A 21883-nucleotide genomic window follows, 5' to 3' on the forward strand; every position below is an offset into this window, starting at 1 on the left:
ACCCAGCACACCTGTCACGCACCGCAGTTTGAGGGCCGAAGACCGGGCTACCCGAAGAGAGGAGCCCCCCGAACGCGGAGGGGGAAGCCAGCGGGAAGGCAGAAGCAGACCATGTCAACTGTCGCGATCAGCATCGTGGTCGTCGTCGCGGTCGTCCTCGCGGCCGCGCTCATCATCCGCGTCGTCCGCGCGGGCGCCGGCCGTAGGGAACGCGTTCTGCGACGCCGCTTCGGGCCCGAGTACGAACTGAACGTCGCCCAGCACGCGGGCGACACCAAGGCGGCGGAGCGGGAACTCGAGGAACGGCTGCGGCTGTACGGCGATCTGCGGACCGAGCCCCTGTCAGGCGAACTGCGCGAGCGGTACGTGGCCGAGTGGGCCGGTATGCAGGAGATGTTCATCGAGTCTCCGGAACACGCGGTGACCGGCGCCGATCAGCTCCTGGCCCGGCTCGCCCACGACCGTGGCTACCCGTCGGGCCGTTACGAGGAGCAGGTGGCGGCGCTGTCCGTGCACCACGCCGAGCACGTCCAGGGCTACCGGCAGATCCATGACACGGCCGCCCGCGCCCGCGAGGGGCGCGCGGACACCGAGGAGCTGCGCGAGGCCGTGGTGCACGCCCGGCCGTTCTTCGAGGATCTGGTCAGGCCGCCGCACCACGGCGCCCCGACCCGCTCCGAGACCGGGCGACAGCACCACCACGGCGAGCGGCGGAGCGAGAGCGGCCTCCGGAGGTGGCTGCCAGGGAACGGGACGGGCACGGGGGCGGGCCACGGCCATACGCGGTTCGGCCACACCAGGAAGGGCGGCGCGTGGTGACGGACCCGATCGGCCCGACCGACCCGAGGGAGAACGACGGGCAGCGGCGCCATGGGCTGGAGAAGCATGAAGTGGCTCCACTGTCCCAGCGGCCGGGCAACACGGAGGCGGCGGAACCGATGACGTCCTGGCACGCGACGATGCCGAAGCACGAGCCGACGAACGGAAACCGGCCGACGCCGACGAACGGAAGTGGGCCCACGCCGACGAACGGAAGTGGGCCCACGCCGACGCACGGGTCCTCCGCCCAGCCTGCGGGTGAGCCGTCGAACACCCCGAACGGCCCCAGCTTCCCCGTGCTGCCCACGAGCGAGCACGACACGCTGACCCAGCGGCTGCGATACGCGGTCAGCGGCTTCGTGGACTCCCCACGCGGCGCCGTGGAGGAGGCCGACGCCCTGCTCGTGGAGGTGGCCAACCGCCTCACCGACCTCCTCGCCGAACGCCGCGCCACCCTCCGTGCCGCCTGGCACGAGGAGGACGCGGTCAGCTCGGAGACGGAGGAGCTGCGTCTGGCGATGCGGGGCTATCGCAATGTGCTGGAGCGCCTGATCAGCATCTGACCGCCCCAGCTGCCCCTTTGGCCGCCGCCCGGACCTCTGCCGGGCGGCGGCCAAAGGCGTACCGGACGGGGGCGTATCGGCCAGGGGCCCTCGTAAATCGCTCGTGGTGGGGGCGGGGTACGGCCTACCGTGACGCGGTTGTGATCACGCGGAGTCCACGAAGGGCCGGGGGCGATGAGGTCGTACAGCGGGTGGGTCGACGAGGGATTCGGCGGCGTCGCCGATGTGTTCGCGCGGAACTTCGAGGAGTTTCCCGAACTCGGGGCGGCCGTCACCGTCTTCGTCGGCGGGCGCAAGGTCGTGGAGCTGTGGGGCGGGGTCGCGGACGAGGGGACTGGGCGGGAGTGGGAGCGGGACACCGTCGTACCGGTGTTCTCCTGCGCCAAGGGCCTGGTGAGCGTCTGCGCCCACCTCCTCGCGCAGGAGGGGCGGCTGGATCTCGATGCCCCGGTGAGCCGGTACTGGCCGGAGTTCGGCCGGTACGGCAAGGAGGCCATCACCTCCCGGATGGTCCTCGGGCACCGGGCGGGGGTCCCCGTGCTCGACGGGGTGCTGACGTTCGAGGAGATCGCCGGCTGGGCGCCGGTGATCCGCGCCGTCGAGGAGCAGACGCCGCTGTGGGAGCCGGACACGTCGTACGAGTACCACGGCCAGGTCTTCGGCTTCCTCATCGGTGAGGTCATCCGGCGGATCACCGGGCACACCCCGGGCGCGTACTTCCGCCGGGCCGTGGGGGACCCGCTGGGGCTGCGGGCCTGGATCGGGCTGCCCGGGGCGGAGATGGACGGGCGGGCCCGGCTGGTCGAGGCCGAGGGGCGGCCCGGGATGCCGGGGCCCGAACATCTGCTGACCCGCATCGTGACCATGAACGGCGCGCTGGTCTTCCCCGGCCTCGACGAGCCGCACGGCTGGAACGACCCGGCGCTGCTCGGCATGGAGCTGCCCGGCGCGGGCGCCACCGCGTCGGCGAGCGGGCTCGCCGGGCTGTACGCGGCGGCCGTGACCGGCATCGAGGGACGTCGGCGGCTGCTGGCCCCCGAGACCGTGGCGGACGCGGTCCGCGAGGTCTCGTCGGGTAAGGGCTGGCTGGGGTTCGACATGGGGGCACGCTGGGGTTCGGGCTTTCTGCTCGACTCGCCGTCGTTCCGGCCGATGCTGGGGGAGCGGAGCTTTGGCAATGACGGGGCGGGTGGGCAGTTCGCCTTCGGCGATGACGAGTTCGGCGTGGGCTTCGCGTATGTGGCCAACCGCATGATCGGCCACGGCGATGCGCGGGCCTCGCGGCTTGTCGCCGCCGTGCGGGGTTGTTTGGGCGGCTGATCGTCCCCCACCCCGCCCCTCCCCGAAACCGGGGCCCCGCCCCGGACCCCCGCCGGGGCTCCGCCCCCGAACCCCGCTCCTCAATCGCCGGAGGGGCTGGGATGGGTTCCGCCGCAGCATCGATATGCGCCTCCGCCGCGGGGCAGGGGCTTCGCCCCCGGCCCCCCGGGGTCTGGAGGCGAAGCCCTGGCGGGGTTGAGGGCGAAGCCCCTGCGGGGTTTGGGGCGAGGCCCCGCGGGGGTTCGGGGCGGAGCCCCAACGGGGCCCGGGGCGGAGCTCCTGTGGGGTCCGGGGGCGGAGCCCCTGTGGGGTTCGGGGGCGGAGCCCCTGCGGGGTCTGGGGGCGAAGCCCCTCCGGAGCCCGGGGCAGAGCCCCGCCGGGGTCCAGGGCGAGGCCCCGCCGGGGTCCGGGGGCGGGGCTCCTGCGGGGTCCGGGGCGACGTCCCGCGGGGGTCCGGGGTGGCGCGCTCCTGTGGGGTCCGGGGTGGAGCTCCCGCAGGGCCCGGGGGCGGAGTCCCTGCGGGGCCAGGAGCGGAGCCCTGGTGGAGTCCGGGGCGAGGCCCCGCCGGGGTCCGGGGGCGGGGCTCCTGCGGGGTCCGGGGCAGAGCCCCGCCGGGGTCCAGGGCGAGGCCCCGCCGGGGTCCGGGGGCGGGGCTCCTGCGGGGTCCGGGGCGACGTCCCGCGGGGGTCCGGGGTGGCGCGCTCCTGTGGGGTCCGGGGTGGAGCTCCCGCAGGGCCCGGGGGCGGAGTCCCTGCGGGGCCAGGAGCGGAGCCCTGGTGGAGTCCGGGGCGAGGCCCCGCGGGGGTTCGGGGCGGAGCCCCAACGGGGCCCGGGGCGGAGCCCCGCCGGGGTGCTGGGGCGGAGCCCCAGTTGTGGGAAGGGGCGGGGAGGGGAAAGGAGCCCGCCGCAGGCGGCGCGGGCCCTCGGCACCCTCTACGCCGCGTCCCACAGGTCGGGGCTGTGCGACGTCACCAGCGCGTCGATCCGCGCCAGCGCCTCGTCGACCGGCCGCGGATCCAGCCGGCGGCCGTCCCGCAGCCGTAGGGCCACCCGGCCGTCCGCGGCCTCCCGGGCGCCCAGCACGGCCTGGTACGGGACGAGGCGGGCCGCCCGGATGCGGGCGCCCAGGGTGCCGCGGTCCGGTCCGGCCAGTTCCGCGCGCAGGCCGAGTTCATCGCACCCCCGGACGAGCTCCTCGGCCCGCCCCAGCTCGGCCTCGGAGACCGGCAGGACCACCAGCTGAGTGGGGGCCAGCCAGGCGGGGAAGGCCCCGCCGTGCTGCTCGATGAGATGGGCCACGGCCCGCTCCACACTGCCGATGATGCTGCGGTGGACCATGACCGGGCGGTGCCGGGCGCCGTCCGGGCCGATGTAGTGCAGATCGAACCGCTCGGGCTGGTGGAAGTCCACCTGCACGGTGGACAGGGTGGACTCCCGCCCCGCGCCGTCGGCGACCTGCACATCGATCTTCGGGCCGTAGAACGCGGCCTCGCCCTCCACCGCCTCGTACGGCAGCCCGGAGCGGTCCAGCACGTCGGTCAGCAGGGCGGTCGAGCGGCGCCACATCTCGGGCGCGGCGACGTACTTGCCGCCGGGGCCCGGGAGGGAGAGCCGATAGCGGGCCGGGGCGATGCCGAGTGCCTCGTACGCCCGGCGGATCATCTCCAGGGCGGCCGACGCCTCGTCGGCGACCTGGTCCAGGGTGCAGAAGATATGGGCGTCGTTCAGCTGGATGGCCCGCACCCGGGTCAGCCCGCCGAGCACCCCGGACAGCTCCGAGCGGTACATCCCGCCCAACTCGGCCATCCGCAGCGGGAGTTCGCGGTAGCTGTGGCCGCGGGAGCGGTAGATGGCCGCGTGGTGGGGGCACAGGCTCGGGCGCAGTACGACCTGCTCCGCGCCCAGGTCCATCGGCGGGAACATGTCGTCGCTGTAGTGCTCCCAGTGCCCCGAGAGCTCGTACAGCTCCCGTTTGCCGAGCACCGGCGAGTACACATGCCGGTAGCCCGCCCGCCGCTCGGCGGCGCGGATGTACTCCTCCAGGGTGTGCCGTACGGTCGCGCCGTCGGGCAGCCAGTACGGCAGGCCCGCGCCGATCAGCGGGTCGGTGTCGAACAGGCCCAGTTCACGGCCCAGCTTGCGGTGGTCGGACATCGCGGTCTCCTCGTCAACGTCGGTGGACATCGGGCGAGTGACCGCACGGCGAAGCCCCGGGGCACTCGCCCCGGGGCTTCGGATCAGAACATCGATCAGCGCGCCGGGACACTCTCCGGCGTCGTCGTCATCGCAATTGTCATCGCGGCGCGCTTCATGCCGCTCAACGTAGCAAGGCCCGGCGCGGCCCGCCCGGTGATTTTCCGGGCGTACGCCACGCCGGGCCACGGCCCGCACGTTCGCCCGCCCGCACGCACGCATGCACGCACGCACAACGCACAACGCGGCACGCGGTACCCGCTACGCCCCCTCCGGCAGCAGCTCCCCCACCGCGTCCCGCCACGCCGCCCGCGTCGCGACCGCCTGCCGCCACGTACGCACGGCCTTCGGCGGCATCCCGACGGCCAGCACACCGGCCACCCGGTCCCCGGAGCGGTAGACGGCCAGGAACTTCCGCTCCTCCAGCTCGCCCTCCACCACCGCGACCTCCTCATGGCCGCGCAGATACCCGTGCGCCTGGATCCGGAAGTCGTACTGGTCGGACCAGAAGTACGGCACCGGGGCGAACGGCCGCCGCTCCTCCGGGCGGAGGAGGTTGCGGGCCACGGCCATGCCCTGCTCGGTGGCGTTGGTCCGGTGCTCGATCCGCATCGCCGTGCCGAACAGCGGATTGTGCCAGCGGGCCACATCCCCCGCGCCGTACACCCCCGGCGCGGCGGCGCTGTACTCATCGCACTCCAGGCCGTCGCCCAGGGTGAGCCCACTGCCCTGCAGCCAGCCGGTGTTGGGCACCGAGCCGATCGCGACCAGCACCTCGTCGGCCTCGACGAGCGTGCCGTCCGTCAGCCGCACCCCGCCGTCGGCCACCTCGGCCACCGCGACTCCGGTGCGCAGATCCACGCCGTGGTCGTGGTGGGCCTGGGCGAGCATCCGGCCGACCCGCTCGCCGACCGCCGGGGCCAGCGGCACCGGCGCCGGTTCCAGCAGCGTCACCTCCGCGCCCAGCCCTCGCGCGACCGCGGCCGCCTCGGCGCCCAGGAACCCGGCGCCGACCACCGCCAGCCGCCGCCTCGGGCCCAGCCGGTCCCGCAGGGCCAGGGCGTCGTCCAGGGTGCGCAGCACATGGGCGCGCTCCCCGCCGTCGCCGGGCAGCCGGCGCGGGCGGACGCCGGTGGCGATGACCAGGCCGTCGTACGGCACCCGCGCCCCATCGGCCAGCGCGACCGTACGGCCCGCGAGGTCGAGCCCGGTCGCGGCGACGCCGAGGCGCAGCTCCAGGCCGAGCGCGTCCAGATCGGCGGGGGCGCGCAGCGGCAGCCGGTCGGGTTCCCACTGACCGCCGAGGATCTGCTTGGACAGCGGTGGCCGGTCGTACGGGTGGTACGGCTCATCGCCGATGAGCGTGAGCGTGCCCTCGTAGCCCTCCCGGCGCAGCGTTTCCGCCGCCGCCAGACCGGCGGCGGAGCCACCGACCACCACGAGCTGTTTCACCGGGTACCTCCGAGGATGCCCCGGCCTTCGAGCCGGGAAGGAATCGGACCCCTGCGGAGCAGGGCAAGGAAAGTGGAATCGCTGTCAGGGCGATTCGTTGTCTGCCGAGATGTCGCCGCGTCCGGCCTCAAGCCGGTGCAGGATCTCAGAGTTGAGGGACCTGCGGGCGCGCTTAGCCTCGGCGACCAGCCACGCGTGAAGGTCGGCGGGTAGGCGGAGCGTGATGCGTACTTCATGGTCCATGCAACCGAGCATAGTGGTAAAATGGTGTCATGACGACACTGAAGAAGGGTTCGGGTGATGCCGGGCATGTCCGGCACACCTACCGGCTTCGCATGTCGTCGACCGCCCGCACGGCGCTGTGGGCCGAGTGGGACCGGTGTCGGTGGGTGTGGAACGAGTGCGTGGCCAAGTCCCGCCAGGTACACGTACACAACCGGCAGCACCCCGAGAAGCAGACCTGCGGTCCGGCGCAACTGGACAAGATGCTGACCGAGGCCCGCGCCAAGACGCCGTGGCTTTGCGAGGGCGCCTCGGTGCCGCAGCAGCAGACCATCCGGGACTTCGCCAAGGCCCGCTCCAAGGCACTCAAGGACATCGAGAAGCGACTGCCGGTCTGGCAGCGTGCGGGCATGCCCCGGCCGAAGAAGAAGCGGGAGGCGTTGCCGACCCTGAACTACACCACCCGGGGCTTCCGGCTGAAGGACGGCCGTCTGCACTTGGCGGGCGGCATCGTTGTGACGGTGGTGTGGTCGCGGGATTTGCCGTCGGCACCGTCCTCGGTACGTGTGTACCGGGACAGCCTCGGGCACTGGTACGCCTCGTTCGTCGTCGCCGCCGAGACGCGTCCGCTCCCCGCCACCGGTCGAGTGATCGGCGTGGACTGGGGCGTCAAGGAGACCGCCACTACCACGTCTGACGATCACGACCTTCCGCACGTCCAGCACGGGAAGACCGCGGCACAGCGCCTCGCCCGCTATCAGCGGATGATGGGCCGCCGGAAGCCCGCTCGTGGGCAGGCCGCGTCCAGGGGCTACCGCGAGGCGCAGCGGCAGGCCGCGAAGATGCACAAGAAGGTCGCCCGCCGGCGGCAGGACACCGCACGCAAGTGGGCGAAGAAGGTTGTCCGCGACCACGACGCCATCGCCGTGGAGGACTTCCAGCCGAAGTTCCTCGCCAGAACCACTATGGCCCGCAAAGCGGCCGACGCGGCGATAAGCGCCACCAAGACGACCCTGATCGAGATGGGCCGCAAGCACGGGCGGGACGTCCGCCTCGTGCACCCCGCGCACACCACCATGGACTGCGCGTCGTGCGGAGCGAGAACCAAGCACGCACTTCCTCTTTCGGAACGTACCTACACCTGCACCGCGTGCGGAGTCATGTCCCCAAGGGACAAGAACTCCGCACGTGTGATGCTGGTCCGGGCTGGTCTCATCCCGGCTGGTGTTGAGGGCGTAAGACCTCCTGGAGCGCTGCTCCAGGAGGCAGCCTGAGTCAGGAATCCCTCTCCTTCAGGAGAGGGAGGACGTCAATTCTCGATCACCCGTATCGCCGCCGCCGGGCAGACCACCGCGGACTCCCGCACATCGGCGTGGAGTTCGGGCGCGGGCTGTTCGTCCAGCAGGACCACGATGCCGTCCTCCTCCCGCTGGTCGAACACATCGGGTGCGATCATCACGCACTGCCCCGACGCCACACACTTGGGCACATCGACTTCCACACGCATGGTGACTCCCTTGCCTTCGCCGCTGCCGTCCCCGCTGCCTTCGTCGCCTTCGCCGCTCATGACGTCCAGGTGACGGGCAGTTCGTAGACGCCGTAGACCAAACCGTCGTGTTTGAACGGTAGTTGGTCGATTCCGGTGGCCAGCCGCAGGGTGGGGATACGGCGGTAGAGCGTGCCGTAGACCACCTGGAGCTCCATCCGGGCCAGCGGCTGGCCCAGGCACTGGTGGACGCCGAAGCCGAACGCCATGTGGCGGCGGGCGTCGCGGCCGATGTCCAGCCGCTCCGGCTCGGCGAAGACCTCCGCGTCCCAGTTCCCGGTGCCGGTGTTGATGATGATTCCCTCACCGGCGCGGATGGTCTCACCGCCGATCTCGATGTCCTCGAGCGCGACCCGGCGGCGGCCGTTGTGCACGATCGTCAGATAGCGCAGCAGCTCCTCGACGGCCCGGGCGATCACCTTCGGGTCCTCGGTCTCCCGCAGGACGGCGAGCTGGTCGGGGTTCTCCAGCAGGGCCACGGTGCCGAGGGCGATCATGTTGGCGGTGGTCTCATGGCCCGCGATCAGCAGCAGTACGCCCATGTTGGCGGCGTCGCGCTGGGTCAGCTCACCGGCCGTGACCCGGGCGGCCAGCTCGGAGAGCATGTCGTCGGCCGGGTCGGCGAGTTTGGCGGCGACCAGCCCGTCCAGATAGTCGATCAGCGCGTCGTTGGCCCCGGCCACCTCCTCGACCGAGGAGTGCCGGTTGATCAGTTTCGAGCTGTTCCGCTGGAAGAAGTCGTGGTCCTCGTACGGCACCCCGAGCAGCCGGCAGATCACCAGCGACGGCAGCGGCAGCGCGAGCGCCTGCACCAGGTCCACCGGGGTCGGCCCGGCCAGCATGGTGTCGATCAGCTCGTCGGTGATCTTCTGGATCTCGGGCCGCATCGCCTCGATCCGCTTGATGGCGAACGGTCCGGTGACCATCCGGCGGATCCGGGCGTGCTCGGGGTCGTCCATGGTGACGAAGGACCGCCGCCGCCCGGCGTTCTCGCGGAAACCGGCGCTCGAGTGCGGATATCCGGGCCGCGTGTTCTCGGCGCTGACCCGCGGATCGGCGAGCAGGGCACGCTGGTCGGCGTACCGGGTCACCAGCCAGGGGGCGCTCCCGTCCCACAGCCGTACGCGCGCCACCGGTCGTTCGGTGAGCAGCGCCCGTGCGGTCGGGGGAGGGTCGAACGGGCAGCCGGTCGCTCGCGGCATCGGAAACTCCGGAAGCGGCTCTTCCGCCTCGGGCGCGGTCTCTGCCAGCGTCTCGGTCATGTCTCTCCTCGGGTGGGGGTTCCGACGGGAGCGGAGCGTGAACCTTCGGGTGGGTGGGGACGGCTGTCTTGGTGTTACGGGGACGCGGACCTTCGCGTTACGGGGGACGCGGACGTTCGCGTTCCGGGGACGTGATGACCAGCGAACCCGCTCGACCTGACGCCCCCCGGTCAGTTTCCTGACGAAACGCTGACAGTGGGGAAGGCCACGGTGACCGTGGTGCCGTGGCCCGGTGCGCTGCTGACGCTCACCTCCCCGCCGTGCCGCTCGACCACCAGCCGCACGATGGTGAGGCCGATGCCGCTGCCCGGCTCGATCCGGCCGTCCTCGTCGTGCGGGGAGGTGAGCCGGGCGATGTCCCGCGAGCCCATGCCCGGCCCCTGGTCGCTGACGGAGAGCTCGACGCGCCGCGTTCCGCCGGTTCCGGCTCCGGCTCCGGTCCCAGTCCCGGCTCTGGCCCCGGTCCCGGCTCCGGCTCCTGTCCCGGCCCCGGTCCCGGTTCCATCCCCGGCTCCTGTCCCGGCCCCGGTCCCGGTCCCATCCCCGGCTCCTGTCCCGGCCCCGTCCCCGGCCTCCGGGCCGCGTACCGCCACGATCACCGGGGACCCGGCGGGGGTGTGGCGCAGCGCGTTGTCCAGCAGATTGCGGACGGCGTGCCGCAGCATGCGGTTGTCGGCGACGACGGTCGCCCGGCCGGAGTTCTCGCGGCCGATGGGACGTTCGGGATCGAGCAGCCCCAGATCCGCCACCGCCTCGTCCGCCACGTCCCGCAGATCCACCGGCTCCATCTCCAGCGGCCGTACCCAGGAGGCGTCCGCGCGGGGGAACACCTGCTGGACCGCCTGGTGCATATGGTCGGCCTCGTCCTGGATCCGGCGCAGGGCGCGGACCATCAGCTCGGGGTCGTCGCTGAGCCCCTGGAGCGGGAGTTCGGCCCAGCCGCGGATGGTGGTGAGGGAGGTGCGCAGCTCGTGCAGCAGGACCTCCAGCCGCTGCTGGCGCTCGTGCATGCTCATCCGGAGGCGAGTCCGCCGAGCCAGTAGCCGAAGCCACGGCGGGTGTGGATCAGGGCGGGCCCGGCCTCGTCGACCTTGTGACGGAGGCGGGAGACCAACTTCTCGATGGCGTTGTCCCCGTAACGCCGGTGGTCCGCCACCCACAGATGCTCGCCGATCTGCTCCTTGGACAGCACCTGTCCGGCGTTGACCAGCAGATAGCGCAGCAGCCTGAACTCCGCCGGGGTCAGCTCCAGCGCCCGTCGCCCGCGCCGCGCCTGACGGGTCGTCTCGTCCAGCACCAGATCGGCGTAGTGCGGCGAGGGCTCCTCCCGCCGCCGGTTGCGGGTGCGCAGCAGGGCCTGCACCCGGGCCAGCACCTCGGCGATCCGGAACGGCTTGGTGACGTAGTCGTTGCCGCCGATACCGAGGCCGGTGACCAGCGAGTCGAGCGAGTCGCGGGCGGTGAGGAAGAGCACCGGCGGATGGTTCTCGTCGGCCGCCACCAGGCGTCGGCACACCGTGAAGCCGTCCAGATCCGGCAGCATCACATCGAGGATCACCAGGTCGGGCCGGTCCCGCCCGACCCGGTCGAGCGCCTCCCCGCCGGTGGCCGCGGTGCCGACCCGGTAACCGGCCAGCTCAAGGGTGGTCGAGAGCAGTTCGGCGATTCTCGATTCATCGTCGACGACCAGGATGCGCTGCCCGTTGCCACGGGCCGGCGCTGGTTTCTCGCTGACACTCCCGTACACGCCATGACACTACGTGAACCGACGGTTCCGGGGCACGGGGCCTTGACCGCGACCGATGAGATCCGGACAGGGCGGGGCCGCAGCATGGTCAGCATGGTCCTGCGGTTCCATGGATGAGCCGGGTACTGGCTGGGCCACGCGGATGCGCTGAAGCTGCTCTCCGCAGCCCAGTTCACTCCCGGAGGCGACCATGCCGAAACACCTTGTCTTCCGCCTGGCGGTGATCACCGCGAGCGCGGTGATCGGACTCACCGCGGTCTCGTCAACAGCCGAAGCGGCCGCGCCGCCCCTCTCGCACCCGCGGATCGTCGCCCACTTCGACCGTCCGGCCGGTCAGGTGGCGGAGAGCGTCGTCGTGCGGCCGAACGGGTCGGCGGATGTCGGCCTCATCCTGTCGCGGCAGGTGGCCCACGTCACGCTTGGCGGACGTGTTGAGGTATTGGCGACCATGCCGCTCCCCGCGGATGGGGGCGTGCACACCCCGGGCCCCGGGGCCGCTTCCGTGACGGGAATCGAACGGACTGAAGACGGAACCCTCTACTTCCTCTACTCGGCAGGAGACGAGCACCTCACCGGCCTGTGGAAACTGTGCCCAGGGGGCAAGCCGGAACGCGTCGCCGCTCTGCCGGCCGCGAGCTTCCTCAACGGACTTGCCAGGGACGACCGTACGGGGGACTTCTACCTCACCGACTCGACACAGGGCAGGATCTGGCGGGTCGGATCGCACGGCGGAACCGCCGAGCTCTGGGCCGCGGGGGAGGATCTCGCCCCGGTTCACTTCTTCGGCGCCAATGGCGTGAAGGTGCACAACGGAGCCGTATGGGTCTCCAATATCGACCGGGGAACGATCCTTCGTATACCGCTGACGGGCCGCGACGGAACAGCCGGTCCCCATCAGGTCAGGGCATCCGGACTCGACAGCGTCGATGATTTCGCCTTTACCGGTCGCGGCGATCAGCTGCTGGCCGCACTCAATATCCCGAGTCAGGTGGTCCTCATCACTCCGGGCAAGGCTGACCGTGTAGTGCTCGATGAGCGCGATGGTCTACAGAACACCACATCATTGGCGGTCGACGGCCATACGGTCTACGTCGCCAGCGGCGCGCTCACCACCGGCGGGGACGCGAATCTCCTGACGGCCCGTCTCGATCGCCTCGGCCGTCCCATTCATCCCAGGAACGGCAGTCCCATGGTATCGACCGCAGGGTCGACGACAATGGGACCATGAGTCGTCCAGAGAGCTCGCTGGGTAACACGCTGCGCGCATGGCGTGCCCGCATCACGACTGAGGACGTTGGACTGCCCGCCACCCGACGGCGACGCACCGCCGGTTTGCGCCGCGAAGAGCTTGCTCTGCTGGCCGGAATATCCACGGACTACCTTCTCCGTCTTGAACAGGGCCGGGCCCTGCGCCCATCGCGGGACGTCGTGGCCGCGCTTGCCCGCGCGCTGCGACTGAGTACGAATGAAACCTGCCACTTCCATCTGGTGGCCGGGCTTCTTCCGCCGACACCCAAAGGCATCCCGCAGCAGATGCCGCCTGGTGTGCAACGGCTCGTCAGTCGCTGGGGGAACATTCCGGTGGGAGTGTTCTCCGCCTCATGGACCTTGCTGAGTTGGACGTCGATGTGGGCGGCCTTGCTGGGGGATCCGGCCCTGCGACCGCCAGAAGAACGAAACCTGGTGCGCGCGGTGTTCAAGGAACCGTCGGACAAGGAGCCGTCGGATATGGGCCATCCGCTCTTTCCTATCGAGCAGAGCACCGCCGAATTCAAGGCCGCGCTCGTCGCAGACCTTCGGATCACACACGGAGCGTATCCCCATGATGAGGAATTCAGGGCTCTGGTGGGTCAGGTCATGAGTAACAGCGAAGAGTTCCGAGACCTGTGGAGTGCCCCGGCGCTCGGCTCGCGCCTGGGTGGCCACAAACGCCTGCGGCATCCCCTGGTGGGGGAGATATTCCTCGACAACGATGTGCTGAAGGTGCCGGACCACGATGTGAGGATCGTGACCTATACGGCAGAGCCGGGTACTCCGGATGAGGAGAAACTGGAGTACGTGCGAGTCGCCGCCGCCCAGACCGCGCTGCCGCTGTCGCCCGGCTGAGCCGTCGCCCGGCTGAGCCGGGCGACGACACGACACCCGCGCCCACGCCCGCGCCAAGAGCCGCTGTCCGTCCTGGGTGGAGCCCCACCCGCGCCGCTCGGATAGCATGATCCGAACTCACGACGAGCGCCCCCATCGCCCACCCTTCACCAGAATACAGTGAAAACCGTGCTATCCGGCGCGAAGAGTGACTTACCACCCGCATCGAGCAAATCGGCCAAACAATTGATACCTATGGCATCGCGGATGTTTTCGCGAATAAACAGCAGAATACCGTTCGCTGCGTGGCGTCGACCACGGGCGGTGCTGTGGGCCACGGCTGGTGTGGCGGTCCTCGGGTTCCTCGTCGCGCTGGAGATCGCCGCCCGACACTACGGCCTGCCGGGGCCGATGACCACTCAGGCGCAAGAGATTATTTTTGCGCCTAAATCGGGCTTTCTGCTGTACGCCGGTATGGGCTTGATGATGGTGGTGCTCACCTGGCGGGAGCGGCTCATCGCGGCCGGTGCCGCCATCGGCATCGACATCGTCATCTTCCTGGTGCGGTGGGTGGCCGACGCGAGGGTGACCGAAGGGCACCCTTTCGGCAACGGCGCGCTGTGGGTGATGCTGGGCTGTGTGGTCATCGCGGTCACGCGCCGCACCGGCCCGGAACGCGCCCTGCTGCTGAAGGGCGTGGGGCTGGGGCTGCTGCTGGTGGCCGGCCGTAAGACCGGCGACACCTGGCTGCTCATCACGGCGAAGTCCCGCCCGACGGTGCTCGACCCGTACTTGGCGGCCGCCGATCACGCGCTGGGCAACCCGTCGTGGGTGGCGGGCCGGATTGTCGATGCGATGGGCCCGGTCGGCGCCCATGTTCTCGACTACGTCTACATCCAGCTTCCGGTGGCCGCGGTCATCGTCTCGATCTATCAACTGCGCAAGGTGGCGGACGAGCGCCGCTTCCCGCGTCACCATCTGGTGCGCACCTTTCTGGCCATCGGCCTCCTCGGACCGGCCATCTACATGATCTTCCCCGTGGTCGGACCGGTCTTCGCCTACGGCGGGGGCGCCTTCGGCACCGGCGGCGCGCACTGGGCGCTGGCCAACCTGTGGCCGCACACGCCGCCGCCCATCAGCGCCCCGCACTCGATGACCTTCGACGACGTCACGCCACGCAACTGCATGCCCAGCCTGCACACGGCGTGGGCCACCGCGATCTTCATCCACTCCCGCCAAGGCCCGCGGATCCTGCGGTTCGCGGGAACGTTCTGGCTGGTCGCCACGCTCGGCGCGACGCTGGGATTCGGCTACCACTACGGTGTGGATCTCGTCGCGGGCGTGGTGTTCGCACTCACCATCGAGACGGCGCTGCGCTCGCTCGCGCGTGGCTGGGACCGTTCGGGGACCCAACTGGTCGCCCACGGCGCGGCGGTCTTCGCCGCACTCCTGGTGGCCTATCGCTATCTGCCGGTGGAGATGGCCAGGCATCCGTGGGTGTTCGGACCCCTTCTCCTGTTGGCGATGGGCTCGGTGATCCACGGCTATGTACGGACCACCAGGCTGTGGGAGCCGAAGGCCGCACCGCCGCTGCAACCGGAACCGCAGCCCGAAATGGTGTGAGCCCTGTTGACAGCCTGTTGACCGTAAGGCGGTCATGAGGCGGCCGAGGCGGTTAGCGACGCGTTAGCCGATCGGCAGGGGATCATCAGCGGCGTCGGACAGCCTTGGTGTCACGGGCCCCCGAAGGACAGGGACGGGGGCCACCCACGACACAGGGGGGAGTCTCATGTCACGCCGCCGCACCGGACATCACCACGCTCGTAAGGTCGCCGCCGCGGCGGTGGCCGCCGTCGCCGCGTTCGGGCTGACCGCCTGCCAGGGCAACGGCGACACCAAAGCCGGGACCTCCACCGCATCCGACTCCCGGGAGTCCGGCTCCGGCGAGTCCGGCTCCCAGGGCTCCGGCTCCCCCGACGCCGAGGCGAAGAATGGCGAGGGCGGCGCGGCGGCCCTGCGGAAGACGGACCCCAAGCCGCTGCGCGACGGCGCGGGCCTCTACCCCCGGGCGATCCGTCTGGCACACAGCGGGAAGGACAACGGCCGCGTGCTCGCCTCCACCGTCGTCCCGGGCGGCGGCAACGGCATCGGCGCCGTTCAGGAGAGCACCGACGGCGGAGCGAACTTCAACCAGGTGGGCACCATCGCCGACCCCGCGTCCGCCGACGGCAAGGGGCTGTGCTGCTCGGTCCTCTACGAACTGCCGCAACAGGTCGGTGACATGCCGGCCGGCACGCTGCTGTGGGCGGCCTCCTTCGGCCAGGACGTACCCAAAGCCGACCGCCACATGTCGATACGCGTGTTCAAGAGCACCGACGTGGGACGCAGCTGGACCTATCTCTCCACGGTCGCCTCGGCGCCGAACGCGAACGGGCTGTGGGAGCCGGAGTTCTCCATCGACGCCGAAGGCAACCTGGTCTGCCACTACTCCGACGAGACCGATCCGCGCCACAGCCAGAAGCTCGTCGCCGTACGCTCACGAGACGGCGTCTCATGGGACGGCCCGCATGACACCGTCGCCAGTGCCCCGGTCTCCGACCGCCCCGGGATGGCGGTCGTACGGAAGGTGCCGAACGGCACGTACGTCATGACGTACGAGATCTGCTCCGACGACCCCAAGTTCTCGTGCGTCGTGCACTACCGCACCTCCTCCGACGGCTGGGACTGGGGCGACCCCGCCAACCTCGGCACCCGGCCCCAGACGGCGGACGGCAAGTACTTCAAGCACGCGCCGACCCTGGCCTGGGCGCCGGAGGAGGGAAATCCGCAGGGCAAGCTGTTGCTGGTCGGACAGGTGATGTACAACGCGGACGGCAGCAAGGCCGAGGGCAGCGGGCGCACGGTCTGGACCAACAGCAAGGGCGGAGAGGGCGCCTGGAAGGAGATCCCGGCCCCCGTCGCCGTGAAGTCGGACAAGATCGACTTCTGCCCCAACTACAGCCCCAGCCTGCTGCCGTCGGCCGACGGGCACCAGCTGCTGGAGATCGCGACCGACTACGACGGCGGAGTGTGCCGCCCATACCACGCCACGGACGGCATATGACCCGGCCGCTGACCGCTCCCGCCGATATCCGCTGTACCGGCCGCCCATGGGTCGGAAGACTGCCGGGCATGGAGTTCTTCTGCTACCACCGCGACCGGCCCGGCTCGCTCGCTCTGCGCCAAGAACTGGTCGAACAGCACTGGTCCTACATGGATCGGTACGCGTCGGAGATGATCGCCCGAGGGCCGACCCTCTCCGCCGCCGACCGGACCCCGACCGGCAGCGTCCACATCGTCGACCTGCCCGGCCCGCCCGCCGCCCGCTCCTTCGCCTTCGACGAACCGGGCTACCAGGCCGGTGTGTACCGGGACGTACTGCTGCGGCGGTGGCGCAACGTGCTGGGGCGCACGATGTGGGAATTCCCCGGGGGCCGGACCGGGGGCACCCGATTCCTGGTGCTCGGCCTGGGCCCGGGCCTGGGCTCTGGCGAGCCCGCCGACCTGACCCTGCCCGCCGACCGGGACGAGCTGATCGCCTACGGACCACTGCTGTCCGACGACGAAAGCACCTGGCTGGGTACGGCGGCACTGGTCCGAGCACCCGACCCGGAGACGGCCCGCGCCGTCCTGACCCCGGACCGGTACGCGGACATCGAGGTGCACCACTGGCAGTTCGGCGGGCGGCCGTCATGACCCGCGCACTGGGACCCGTTGCCTGGCCACCCGCCCCGATAAGGACCGAACGCCTCGTGCTCCGCGCGTCCGAGGCCCGGGACCGTGCGGCGTTCATCGACCTGCTCGCCTCACCGGAGGTGCATACCTACCTCGGTGGCCCTCGACCGCGTGATGAGCTCGACCGCGCGCTGCCCGAGATACCCGGGCGGCGCCCTGGCCTTTTCGTGATCGAGCTCGACGAAGCGATGAGCGGCACCATCGAGTTCAAACGGCACGACGCGGAGAGTCCGGGCCACATCCGTCCGGATATCGGGGAGGCCGAGCTCGGCTACCTGTTGCTGCCGGAGGCGTGGGGACGCGGGTACGCCGCCGAGGCGTGTGCGGCGGCCCTCGACTGGTTCGTCGACGCGCTTCCCGGCACGTCGGTGGTGCTGCGCACCCAGACCGCCAACGAGCGCTCGATGCGCCTCGCGGCAAAGCTGGGATTCACCGAGGTGGAACGGTACGAGGCCTACGATGCCGAGCAGTGGTTCGGCGTGTGGTCCCCGGTCACAGCGTGAAGGGGGCCTCGTCGAGCTTTTCCGCCAGGTGTTCAAGCGTGTCCGTAAGGCTTGACGGTGCACCGTTCAGCCTTTCGCGCTGCTTGGCGACGTGACCGATGACGCGGAGGGTCCGCCCCGACGAGATTCCGGGCGCGGCGGTGACCAGGGACCTGACGACGCCTTCCGCGTCGCGCCAGGCATTGACGTCCAGTAGGCATTGTGCGAGCCGTGCGGATGACAAACGTGCGTAGCCGGTTGCGACGCCACGCCCTGGTTGTACGGATTGCAGTAGCAGCTCGGTGGCTTTCTCTACGTCTCCTGCGATCTGAAGTGTGTGACCCCAGTGGTCGTCAATTTCCCTATGGGTCACCCACCATGCCCAGTCCGGTTCGCCGACATCGTCACCGTCCTCGATGAGCGACCGGGCGCGTTGAAGCGACTCGACGGCATCCGACGTACGTCCCGTGCCGACCAGTCCCTTGGCTTCACGGAAGCGGAACATCGCCTCGACGCGTGGGGACAGCCGTCTACGGTTGAGCACCGACCGGACGATGGCCAGCGCCTCTTGGTTCCGTCCACGCCATTGATCGAGGGCTTCACGGATCGGGCGGACCAGCGCGGCCAACCGGTCCTGGGTGGAAGACGGTGAACGTCGATCTCAACCCTGAGCGGGCAGGGTTTGCGGAGGGAGGGTGCCGCGCGGTGGACTGCCCGCATGACCGCGAACCGTGTCCTCTACCTGTTCGGAAGCGCCGCCCCGCCCGTGCTGAACATCGCCGGGGTCATCGAACGTGCGCAGGCGGCCGGCTGGGACGTGTGCCTCGGATTGACCCCCACGGCCGCACGCTGGCTTGACGACGAGCTGCCGGCGTTGGAGGAGCTGACCGGACACCCTGTGCGCAGCCAGTACAAGCTGCCCTGGAAGCCGGACGCCTGGCCTCCCGCGGATGTCGCCGTCCTGGCACCCGCCACCTTCAACACGATCAACCAGTGGGCCCTGGGGATCACCGAAAAGTTCGTGGTCGGATTCGTAGCAGAGGCCATCGGCAAGGGCATCCCCACCGTGACCATGCCGTGCGTCAACGCCGCCTATGTCCAGCACACCCAGTTCGACGCCAGCGTCGCCACGCTTCGCGCGATGGGGGTGCGCGTGCTGTACGGGGAAGGCGGTTTCGTACCGAACAAGCCGGGCCAGGGTCGACCGGAAAGCTATCCGTGGCACCTGGTCCTCGAAGCCGTCGCTTCGGCCGTCAGCGGGCGGATCATCTGGTCGTTGGTCCGGCTGTGCCGTTGACTCATGCGCCGTGGGCGCGGATCGAGCCGTTGCTTCCGGATCGGACGCCGAAGCGGGGTGGTCGCTGGCGGGATCACCGTGCGGTGATCGACGCCGGCCCGCTAAAAGGGGCCCCGGACTGGGAGCCGGACGACCACGCCATCGGCCGCAGCCGCGGCGGACCGTCCACGAAGATCCACCTCGCGGCCGACGGCCGGTGCCGGCCACTGGCGTTCGTCCTCACCGCCGGGCAGGCCGGCGATGCACCCGTCTTCACCGACGTGATGGACCGCCTGCGCGTTCCCCGCCGCCGTGGACGACCCCGCACCAGGCCGGACATGGTATTGGCCGACAAGGCGTACTCCTCCCGCGAGATCCGAAACCACCTGCGCAGGCGCGGTATCCGCGCGGTGATCCCGGAACGGGCCGACCAGCGGGCCAACCGGATGCGCCGCGGACGGGCCGGTGGCAGACCGCCTGCCTTCGACCGGGCGGCGTACAAGCAGCGCAACACCGTCGAGCGGTGCATCAACCGCTTGAAGCAGTGGCGCGGCATTGCCACCCGCTACGAGAAGACCGCGACCATCTACCTGGCCGGACTCCACGTCGCAGGTGTCTTCCTCTGGTCCGCACGCTGATCCAAACGCCGCCCCGGTTCACGCCTCGTCGTCCGCCGACCGTGTCAGGTACGCGTGGTTGTCCTCGATGAGGTGGTCCAGCGCGGCCCTGGCGGCGGCGAGGCCGTCGATGGCCTCGGACAGCCGGGCCCGCTCGCGGCCCATGATCTCCAGTGCCTGCCGCGCCCTGTCCTCGCTCGGCTCGGTCATGCAGGGCACCATCTCGACGATGGTGCCGCTGGACATGCCCGCCGCCAGGAACGCCTGCACCAGGCGTACCCGCTGGACGTGCTCGTCCTCGTAGTGGCGCTGTCCGCTGGGCGAGCGGGAGCTGACGAGCAGGCCCTGCTCCTCGTAGTAGCGCAGCGACCGGCGGCTGGCTCCCGTCCGGGCGGACAATTCACCGATCCGCATGCCGAACTCCTCCCATGCTCCTGGCTCACTTGCCCCTGACATTGATGTGAGCTTTTAGGTTAACTCCATGCTGAAGCTCATCTTCATGATCAACCGTGTCGAGGGAATGTCGTACGAGCGTTTTGTCGAGCACCACCGGGATCGGCACGCGCCGCTGTTCACCTCCATCCCGGAGGCGGAGCGCTACGTGCGCAAGTACACCGTGTCCCACCCGGTCCCCGCCGAGAACTACCCGCCCCGGGCCTACGACGGCCTGACGGAAATCTGGTTCGAGGACTGGGAGGACCACGACGCCTTCTTCGCCTCCGACAACTACCGGACGCTGGTCAACCCCGACGAAGCACGCTTCATCGACATGGACTCGGTGGCCGTGATGGTCACCGAGGAGAAGGAGGTCATCTGACGGACCGACTCGACGGGCGGATACGAACTCAACTCTTGCGGCCGACCCGCGTACACGTTGATGTCCGCGCCGCCACATCGTTGACGTCCCGGGCCCAGGGCGCATCAGTCAACGGCACACCCGAACCCAGGATCAGATGATCCGAACGAAACGGCCTAGCCCCCTGGCCTGGCCAGGGGGCTAGCGCTGGTTCCAAGGGCCCGGGTCAGCCCTGCTTGGGCGCGGCCTGCTGGACGACCTCGAAGGACCACAGCGTGGAGCCGGACGCGGCGGGCTTCTGCTGCGGGGCGTCCTCGCCGCCGCGCTGGTGGGCCGCCTTCATCGGGCCCTCCATCCACGCCTGGAAGTCCTCCTCGCTGCGCCAGCGCGTATAGACGAGGTACTGGTCGGTCCCCTCGACCGGGCGCAGCAGCTCGAACCACTCGAAGCCGTCGGAGCCCTCCACGGCCCCGGCGCGCGACGCGAAGCGCTTCTCCAGCACCTCGCGCTGTTCCTCCGGCACGGTCAGCACATTGATCTTTACAACGCTGGGCACTGGACACCTCTCACGCGGCGGACGCCGGGTAGGCGCCCTGGTCTCGACTCTGTGCGCAGTCTGCTACATCCGGCGGTCAAGGACGTGTGAAGACGGCGCTCAGTGGCTGATGACGACCTTGCCGAAGCGTGGGCCCTTCTCGAAGTGCGCGAACGCCTCCAGGGCCTCCTCGAAGGGGAAGACGCGGTCGATGACGGGCCGGAGCCGGTGCTGGCCGATGGCCTTGTTCATCCGTTCGAAGTCGCTCCGGCTGCCGACGCTGATCGACCGGAGGGTCGCCGCGCGACGGAAGAACCGCGTCACGTCCATGCCGCCGCCCGCCGCCAGGTTGCCGACAAGGGCGATCTGGCCGCCCTGGGCGACGGCGTCGATGGACTGGGAGAGCGTTCCGGCGCCGCCGATCTCGACGACGCGGTCGGCGCCGCCGCCGGTGAGTTCCCGTACCCGCGCGCCCCACTCCGGTGTGCTGGTGTAGTCGATGACGTCGGATGCGCCAAGAGCGCTGAAGCGTTGGGTCTTGGTATCGCTGGATGTCGTGGCCAGGACGCGTGCGCCGGCCAGGCGGGCGAACTGGAGTGCGAAGACCGATACCCCGCCCGAGCCCTGGACCAGGAGAGCGTCCCCGGGGCCGACGCCGCTTACGGCCGACCACGCAGTGAGCGCGGCGCACGGAAGCGTGGCGGCTTCCTCGAAGGACAGTTGGTCCGGCACGGCGACCAGGCTCTGCTCGTCGAGGGCGAGGTATTCGGTGAGCCAGCCGTCGCGGTGGGTGCCGCGCAGCTGCCCCCACTCGGGGAACGGACCGTACAGCCAGGTCGGGTGGAAGGTGCCCACGACGCGGTCCCCGACGCGGAAGCGCGAGACTCCCTCCCCGACCGCCTCCACGACGCCCGCGCCGTCGGAGAGCGGGATGCGTCCGGGCGGCACGTCGACGGCGTACCGGCCGGTGACGATGAGCAGATCGCGTGCGTTGAGGGAGCTGGCCTTCACCTGTACGAGCACTTCGCCCGCTGACGGGCTCGGCACCGGGCGCTCCGCCGAGGCGATCAGACCACCGCCAGTTCCCATCTGGAATGTACGCATTTGCCACCCTTCGTTCGTGTGTCGCCTCCACGATAGGCGCGCTCGGGTGGACGATCTGTATCTTGGCGTCCATGGTTTGGCGCAGATCGT

General features: G+C 70.4%; 24 protein-coding genes and 1 pseudogene. 13 read left to right on the top strand and 12 right to left on the bottom strand.

What is annotated here, in order from left to right; translation table 11 throughout:
• Window positions 1-111 precede the first annotated feature (111 nt).
• The 3 genes from KHP12_RS35025 (at window position 112) to KHP12_RS35035 (ending at window position 2702) form a co-directional block, all read left to right on the top strand.
• The gene (locus tag KHP12_RS35025; protein WP_086884390.1) at window positions 112-819 is read left to right on the top strand and encodes a hypothetical protein; all 708 of its coding nucleotides are present in this window, start codon (window positions 112-114) and stop codon (window positions 817-819) included.
• Window positions 813-1382: a hypothetical protein gene (locus tag KHP12_RS35030; RefSeq protein WP_086884389.1), complete on the top strand. Its 570-nt coding sequence runs from the start codon at window positions 813-815 to the stop codon at window positions 1380-1382. The genes KHP12_RS35025 and KHP12_RS35030 overlap by 7 nt, the downstream gene beginning before the upstream one ends.
• Before the next feature lie 174 nt (window positions 1383-1556).
• A complete protein-coding gene (locus tag KHP12_RS35035; RefSeq protein WP_211834067.1) occupies window positions 1557-2702 on the top strand; it encodes a serine hydrolase domain-containing protein in 1146 nt (381 codons plus the stop codon).
• Window positions 2703-3635: 933 nt separating this feature from the next.
• On the opposite strand, the gene thrS is transcribed toward KHP12_RS35035, so the two are convergent.
• The 3 genes from thrS to KHP12_RS35050 all read right to left on the bottom strand — a co-directional run bounded on the left by thrS (window position 3636) and on the right by KHP12_RS35050 (window position 6590).
• Entirely contained in the window at window positions 3636-4886 is a 1251-nt protein-coding gene (thrS, locus tag KHP12_RS35040) for a threonine--tRNA ligase (RefSeq protein WP_308036136.1), read from the bottom strand.
• 270 nt (window positions 4887-5156) lie between these two features.
• Window positions 5157-6347 carry an NAD(P)/FAD-dependent oxidoreductase gene (locus KHP12_RS35045; protein WP_208652928.1) on the bottom strand — a complete coding sequence of 397 codons (1191 nt, stop codon included), beginning with the start codon at window positions 6345-6347 and terminating at the stop codon, window positions 5157-5159.
• 84 nt (window positions 6348-6431) lie between these two features.
• Window positions 6432-6590, bottom strand: a complete 159-nt coding sequence (locus KHP12_RS35050) for an Arc family DNA-binding protein (protein WP_107471709.1) — start codon at window positions 6588-6590, stop codon at window positions 6432-6434.
• 29 nt (window positions 6591-6619) lie between these two features.
• Here KHP12_RS35050 and KHP12_RS35055 point away from each other — a divergent pair, with 29 nt between their 5' ends.
• Complete coding sequence (locus tag KHP12_RS35055) at window positions 6620-7843, top strand: RNA-guided endonuclease InsQ/TnpB family protein (RefSeq protein ID WP_086880919.1); 1224 nt, start codon at window positions 6620-6622, stop codon at window positions 7841-7843.
• A gap of 35 nt (window positions 7844-7878) precedes the next feature.
• On the opposite strand, the gene KHP12_RS35060 is transcribed toward KHP12_RS35055, so the two are convergent.
• From KHP12_RS35060 to KHP12_RS35075, 4 genes are all read right to left on the bottom strand, one after another.
• Window positions 7879-8076 (bottom strand): ferredoxin, encoded by a 198-nt coding sequence (locus KHP12_RS35060; protein ID WP_086880924.1) that lies wholly within the window; start codon window positions 8074-8076, stop codon window positions 7879-7881.
• A 56-nt stretch (window positions 8077-8132) separates the two neighbouring features.
• Complete coding sequence (locus KHP12_RS35065) at window positions 8133-9377, bottom strand: cytochrome P450 (RefSeq protein ID WP_086880918.1); 1245 nt, start codon at window positions 9375-9377, stop codon at window positions 8133-8135.
• A 170-nt stretch (window positions 9378-9547) separates the two neighbouring features.
• Complete coding sequence (locus KHP12_RS35070; RefSeq protein WP_107471708.1) at window positions 9548-10393, bottom strand: sensor histidine kinase; 846 nt, start codon at window positions 10391-10393, stop codon at window positions 9548-9550.
• Complete coding sequence (locus KHP12_RS35075) at window positions 10390-11124, bottom strand: response regulator transcription factor (protein WP_037947171.1); 735 nt, start codon at window positions 11122-11124, stop codon at window positions 10390-10392. Before KHP12_RS35075 ends, KHP12_RS35070 begins: the two co-directional genes overlap by 4 nt.
• 190 nt (window positions 11125-11314) lie before the next feature.
• Between KHP12_RS35075 and KHP12_RS35080 the strand changes: the two genes are divergently transcribed.
• Together KHP12_RS35080 and KHP12_RS35085 are read left to right on the top strand one after the other, a co-directional pair.
• Window positions 11315-12352: an SMP-30/gluconolactonase/LRE family protein gene (locus KHP12_RS35080; RefSeq protein WP_244202669.1), complete on the top strand. Its 1038-nt coding sequence runs from the start codon at window positions 11315-11317 to the stop codon at window positions 12350-12352.
• Window positions 12349-13230, top strand: coding sequence for a helix-turn-helix domain-containing protein (locus KHP12_RS35085; protein WP_086880916.1), 882 nt, complete (start codon window positions 12349-12351; stop codon window positions 13228-13230). The genes KHP12_RS35080 and KHP12_RS35085 overlap by 4 nt, the downstream gene beginning before the upstream one ends.
• 146 nt (window positions 13231-13376) lie before the next feature.
• Here the strand turns inward: KHP12_RS35085 and KHP12_RS35090 are convergent, their stop codons facing one another.
• Window positions 13377-13547: a hypothetical protein gene (locus KHP12_RS35090; RefSeq protein ID WP_211835033.1), complete on the bottom strand. Its 171-nt coding sequence runs from the start codon at window positions 13545-13547 to the stop codon at window positions 13377-13379.
• Between KHP12_RS35090 and KHP12_RS35095 the strand changes: the two genes are divergently transcribed.
• The 4 genes from KHP12_RS35095 to KHP12_RS35110 all read left to right on the top strand — a co-directional run bounded on the left by KHP12_RS35095 (window position 13477) and on the right by KHP12_RS35110 (window position 17486).
• Window positions 13477-14832: a phosphatase PAP2 family protein gene (locus KHP12_RS35095; protein WP_086880915.1), complete on the top strand. Its 1356-nt coding sequence runs from the start codon at window positions 13477-13479 to the stop codon at window positions 14830-14832. The two genes, KHP12_RS35090 and KHP12_RS35095, sit on opposite strands and share 71 nt — an antisense overlap.
• A 166-nt stretch (window positions 14833-14998) precedes the next feature.
• Window positions 14999-16312, top strand: a complete 1314-nt coding sequence (locus KHP12_RS35100) for a hypothetical protein (protein WP_086880914.1) — start codon at window positions 14999-15001, stop codon at window positions 16310-16312.
• Window positions 16313-16380: 68 nt separating this feature from the next.
• Complete coding sequence (locus KHP12_RS35105) at window positions 16381-16944, top strand: YciI family protein (RefSeq protein WP_086880923.1); 564 nt, start codon at window positions 16381-16383, stop codon at window positions 16942-16944.
• On the top strand, window positions 16941-17486 hold the full coding sequence (locus tag KHP12_RS35110) for a GNAT family N-acetyltransferase (RefSeq protein WP_086880913.1): 546 nt from the start codon (window positions 16941-16943) through the stop codon (window positions 17484-17486). Before KHP12_RS35105 ends, KHP12_RS35110 begins: the two co-directional genes overlap by 4 nt.
• Here KHP12_RS35110 and KHP12_RS35115 read toward each other — a convergent pair.
• Entirely contained in the window at window positions 17476-18093 is a 618-nt protein-coding gene (locus KHP12_RS35115) for an NsdA family TPR-like regulatory protein (RefSeq protein WP_208652927.1), read from the bottom strand. The genes KHP12_RS35110 and KHP12_RS35115 overlap by 11 nt on opposite strands.
• A 90-nt stretch (window positions 18094-18183) precedes the next feature.
• Between KHP12_RS35115 and KHP12_RS35120 the strand changes: the two genes are divergently transcribed.
• Window positions 18184-18762, top strand: coding sequence for a flavoprotein (locus KHP12_RS35120; protein ID WP_086880912.1), 579 nt, complete (start codon window positions 18184-18186; stop codon window positions 18760-18762).
• 137 nt (window positions 18763-18899) lie between these two features.
• Window positions 18900-19379, top strand: a pseudogene (locus tag KHP12_RS35125) (IS5 family transposase); the annotation flags it as partial.
• Window positions 19380-19397: 18 nt separating this feature from the next.
• On the opposite strand, the gene KHP12_RS35130 reads toward KHP12_RS35125, so the two are convergent.
• Window positions 19398-19772, bottom strand: a complete 375-nt coding sequence (locus KHP12_RS35130; RefSeq protein WP_039939597.1) for a MerR family transcriptional regulator — start codon at window positions 19770-19772, stop codon at window positions 19398-19400.
• 67 nt (window positions 19773-19839) lie between these two features.
• Here KHP12_RS35130 and KHP12_RS35135 point away from each other — a divergent pair, with 67 nt between their 5' ends.
• A complete protein-coding gene (locus KHP12_RS35135; RefSeq protein WP_009719449.1) occupies window positions 19840-20175 on the top strand; it encodes an EthD domain-containing protein in 336 nt (111 codons plus the stop codon).
• Window positions 20176-20380: 205 nt separating this feature from the next.
• Here the strand turns inward: KHP12_RS35135 and KHP12_RS35140 are convergent, their stop codons facing one another.
• Both KHP12_RS35140 and KHP12_RS35145 read right to left on the bottom strand, forming a co-directional pair.
• Complete coding sequence (locus KHP12_RS35140; RefSeq protein WP_086880911.1) at window positions 20381-20710, bottom strand: antibiotic biosynthesis monooxygenase family protein; 330 nt, start codon at window positions 20708-20710, stop codon at window positions 20381-20383.
• A 99-nt stretch (window positions 20711-20809) separates the two neighbouring features.
• On the bottom strand, window positions 20810-21793 hold the full coding sequence (locus KHP12_RS35145; RefSeq protein ID WP_211834068.1) for a zinc-dependent alcohol dehydrogenase family protein: 984 nt from the start codon (window positions 21791-21793) through the stop codon (window positions 20810-20812).
• Window positions 21794-21883 lie beyond the last annotated feature (90 nt).

Source organism: Streptomyces asiaticus, from assembly GCF_018138715.1.
GTDB lineage: Bacteria > Actinomycetota > Actinomycetes > Streptomycetales > Streptomycetaceae > Streptomyces > Streptomyces asiaticus.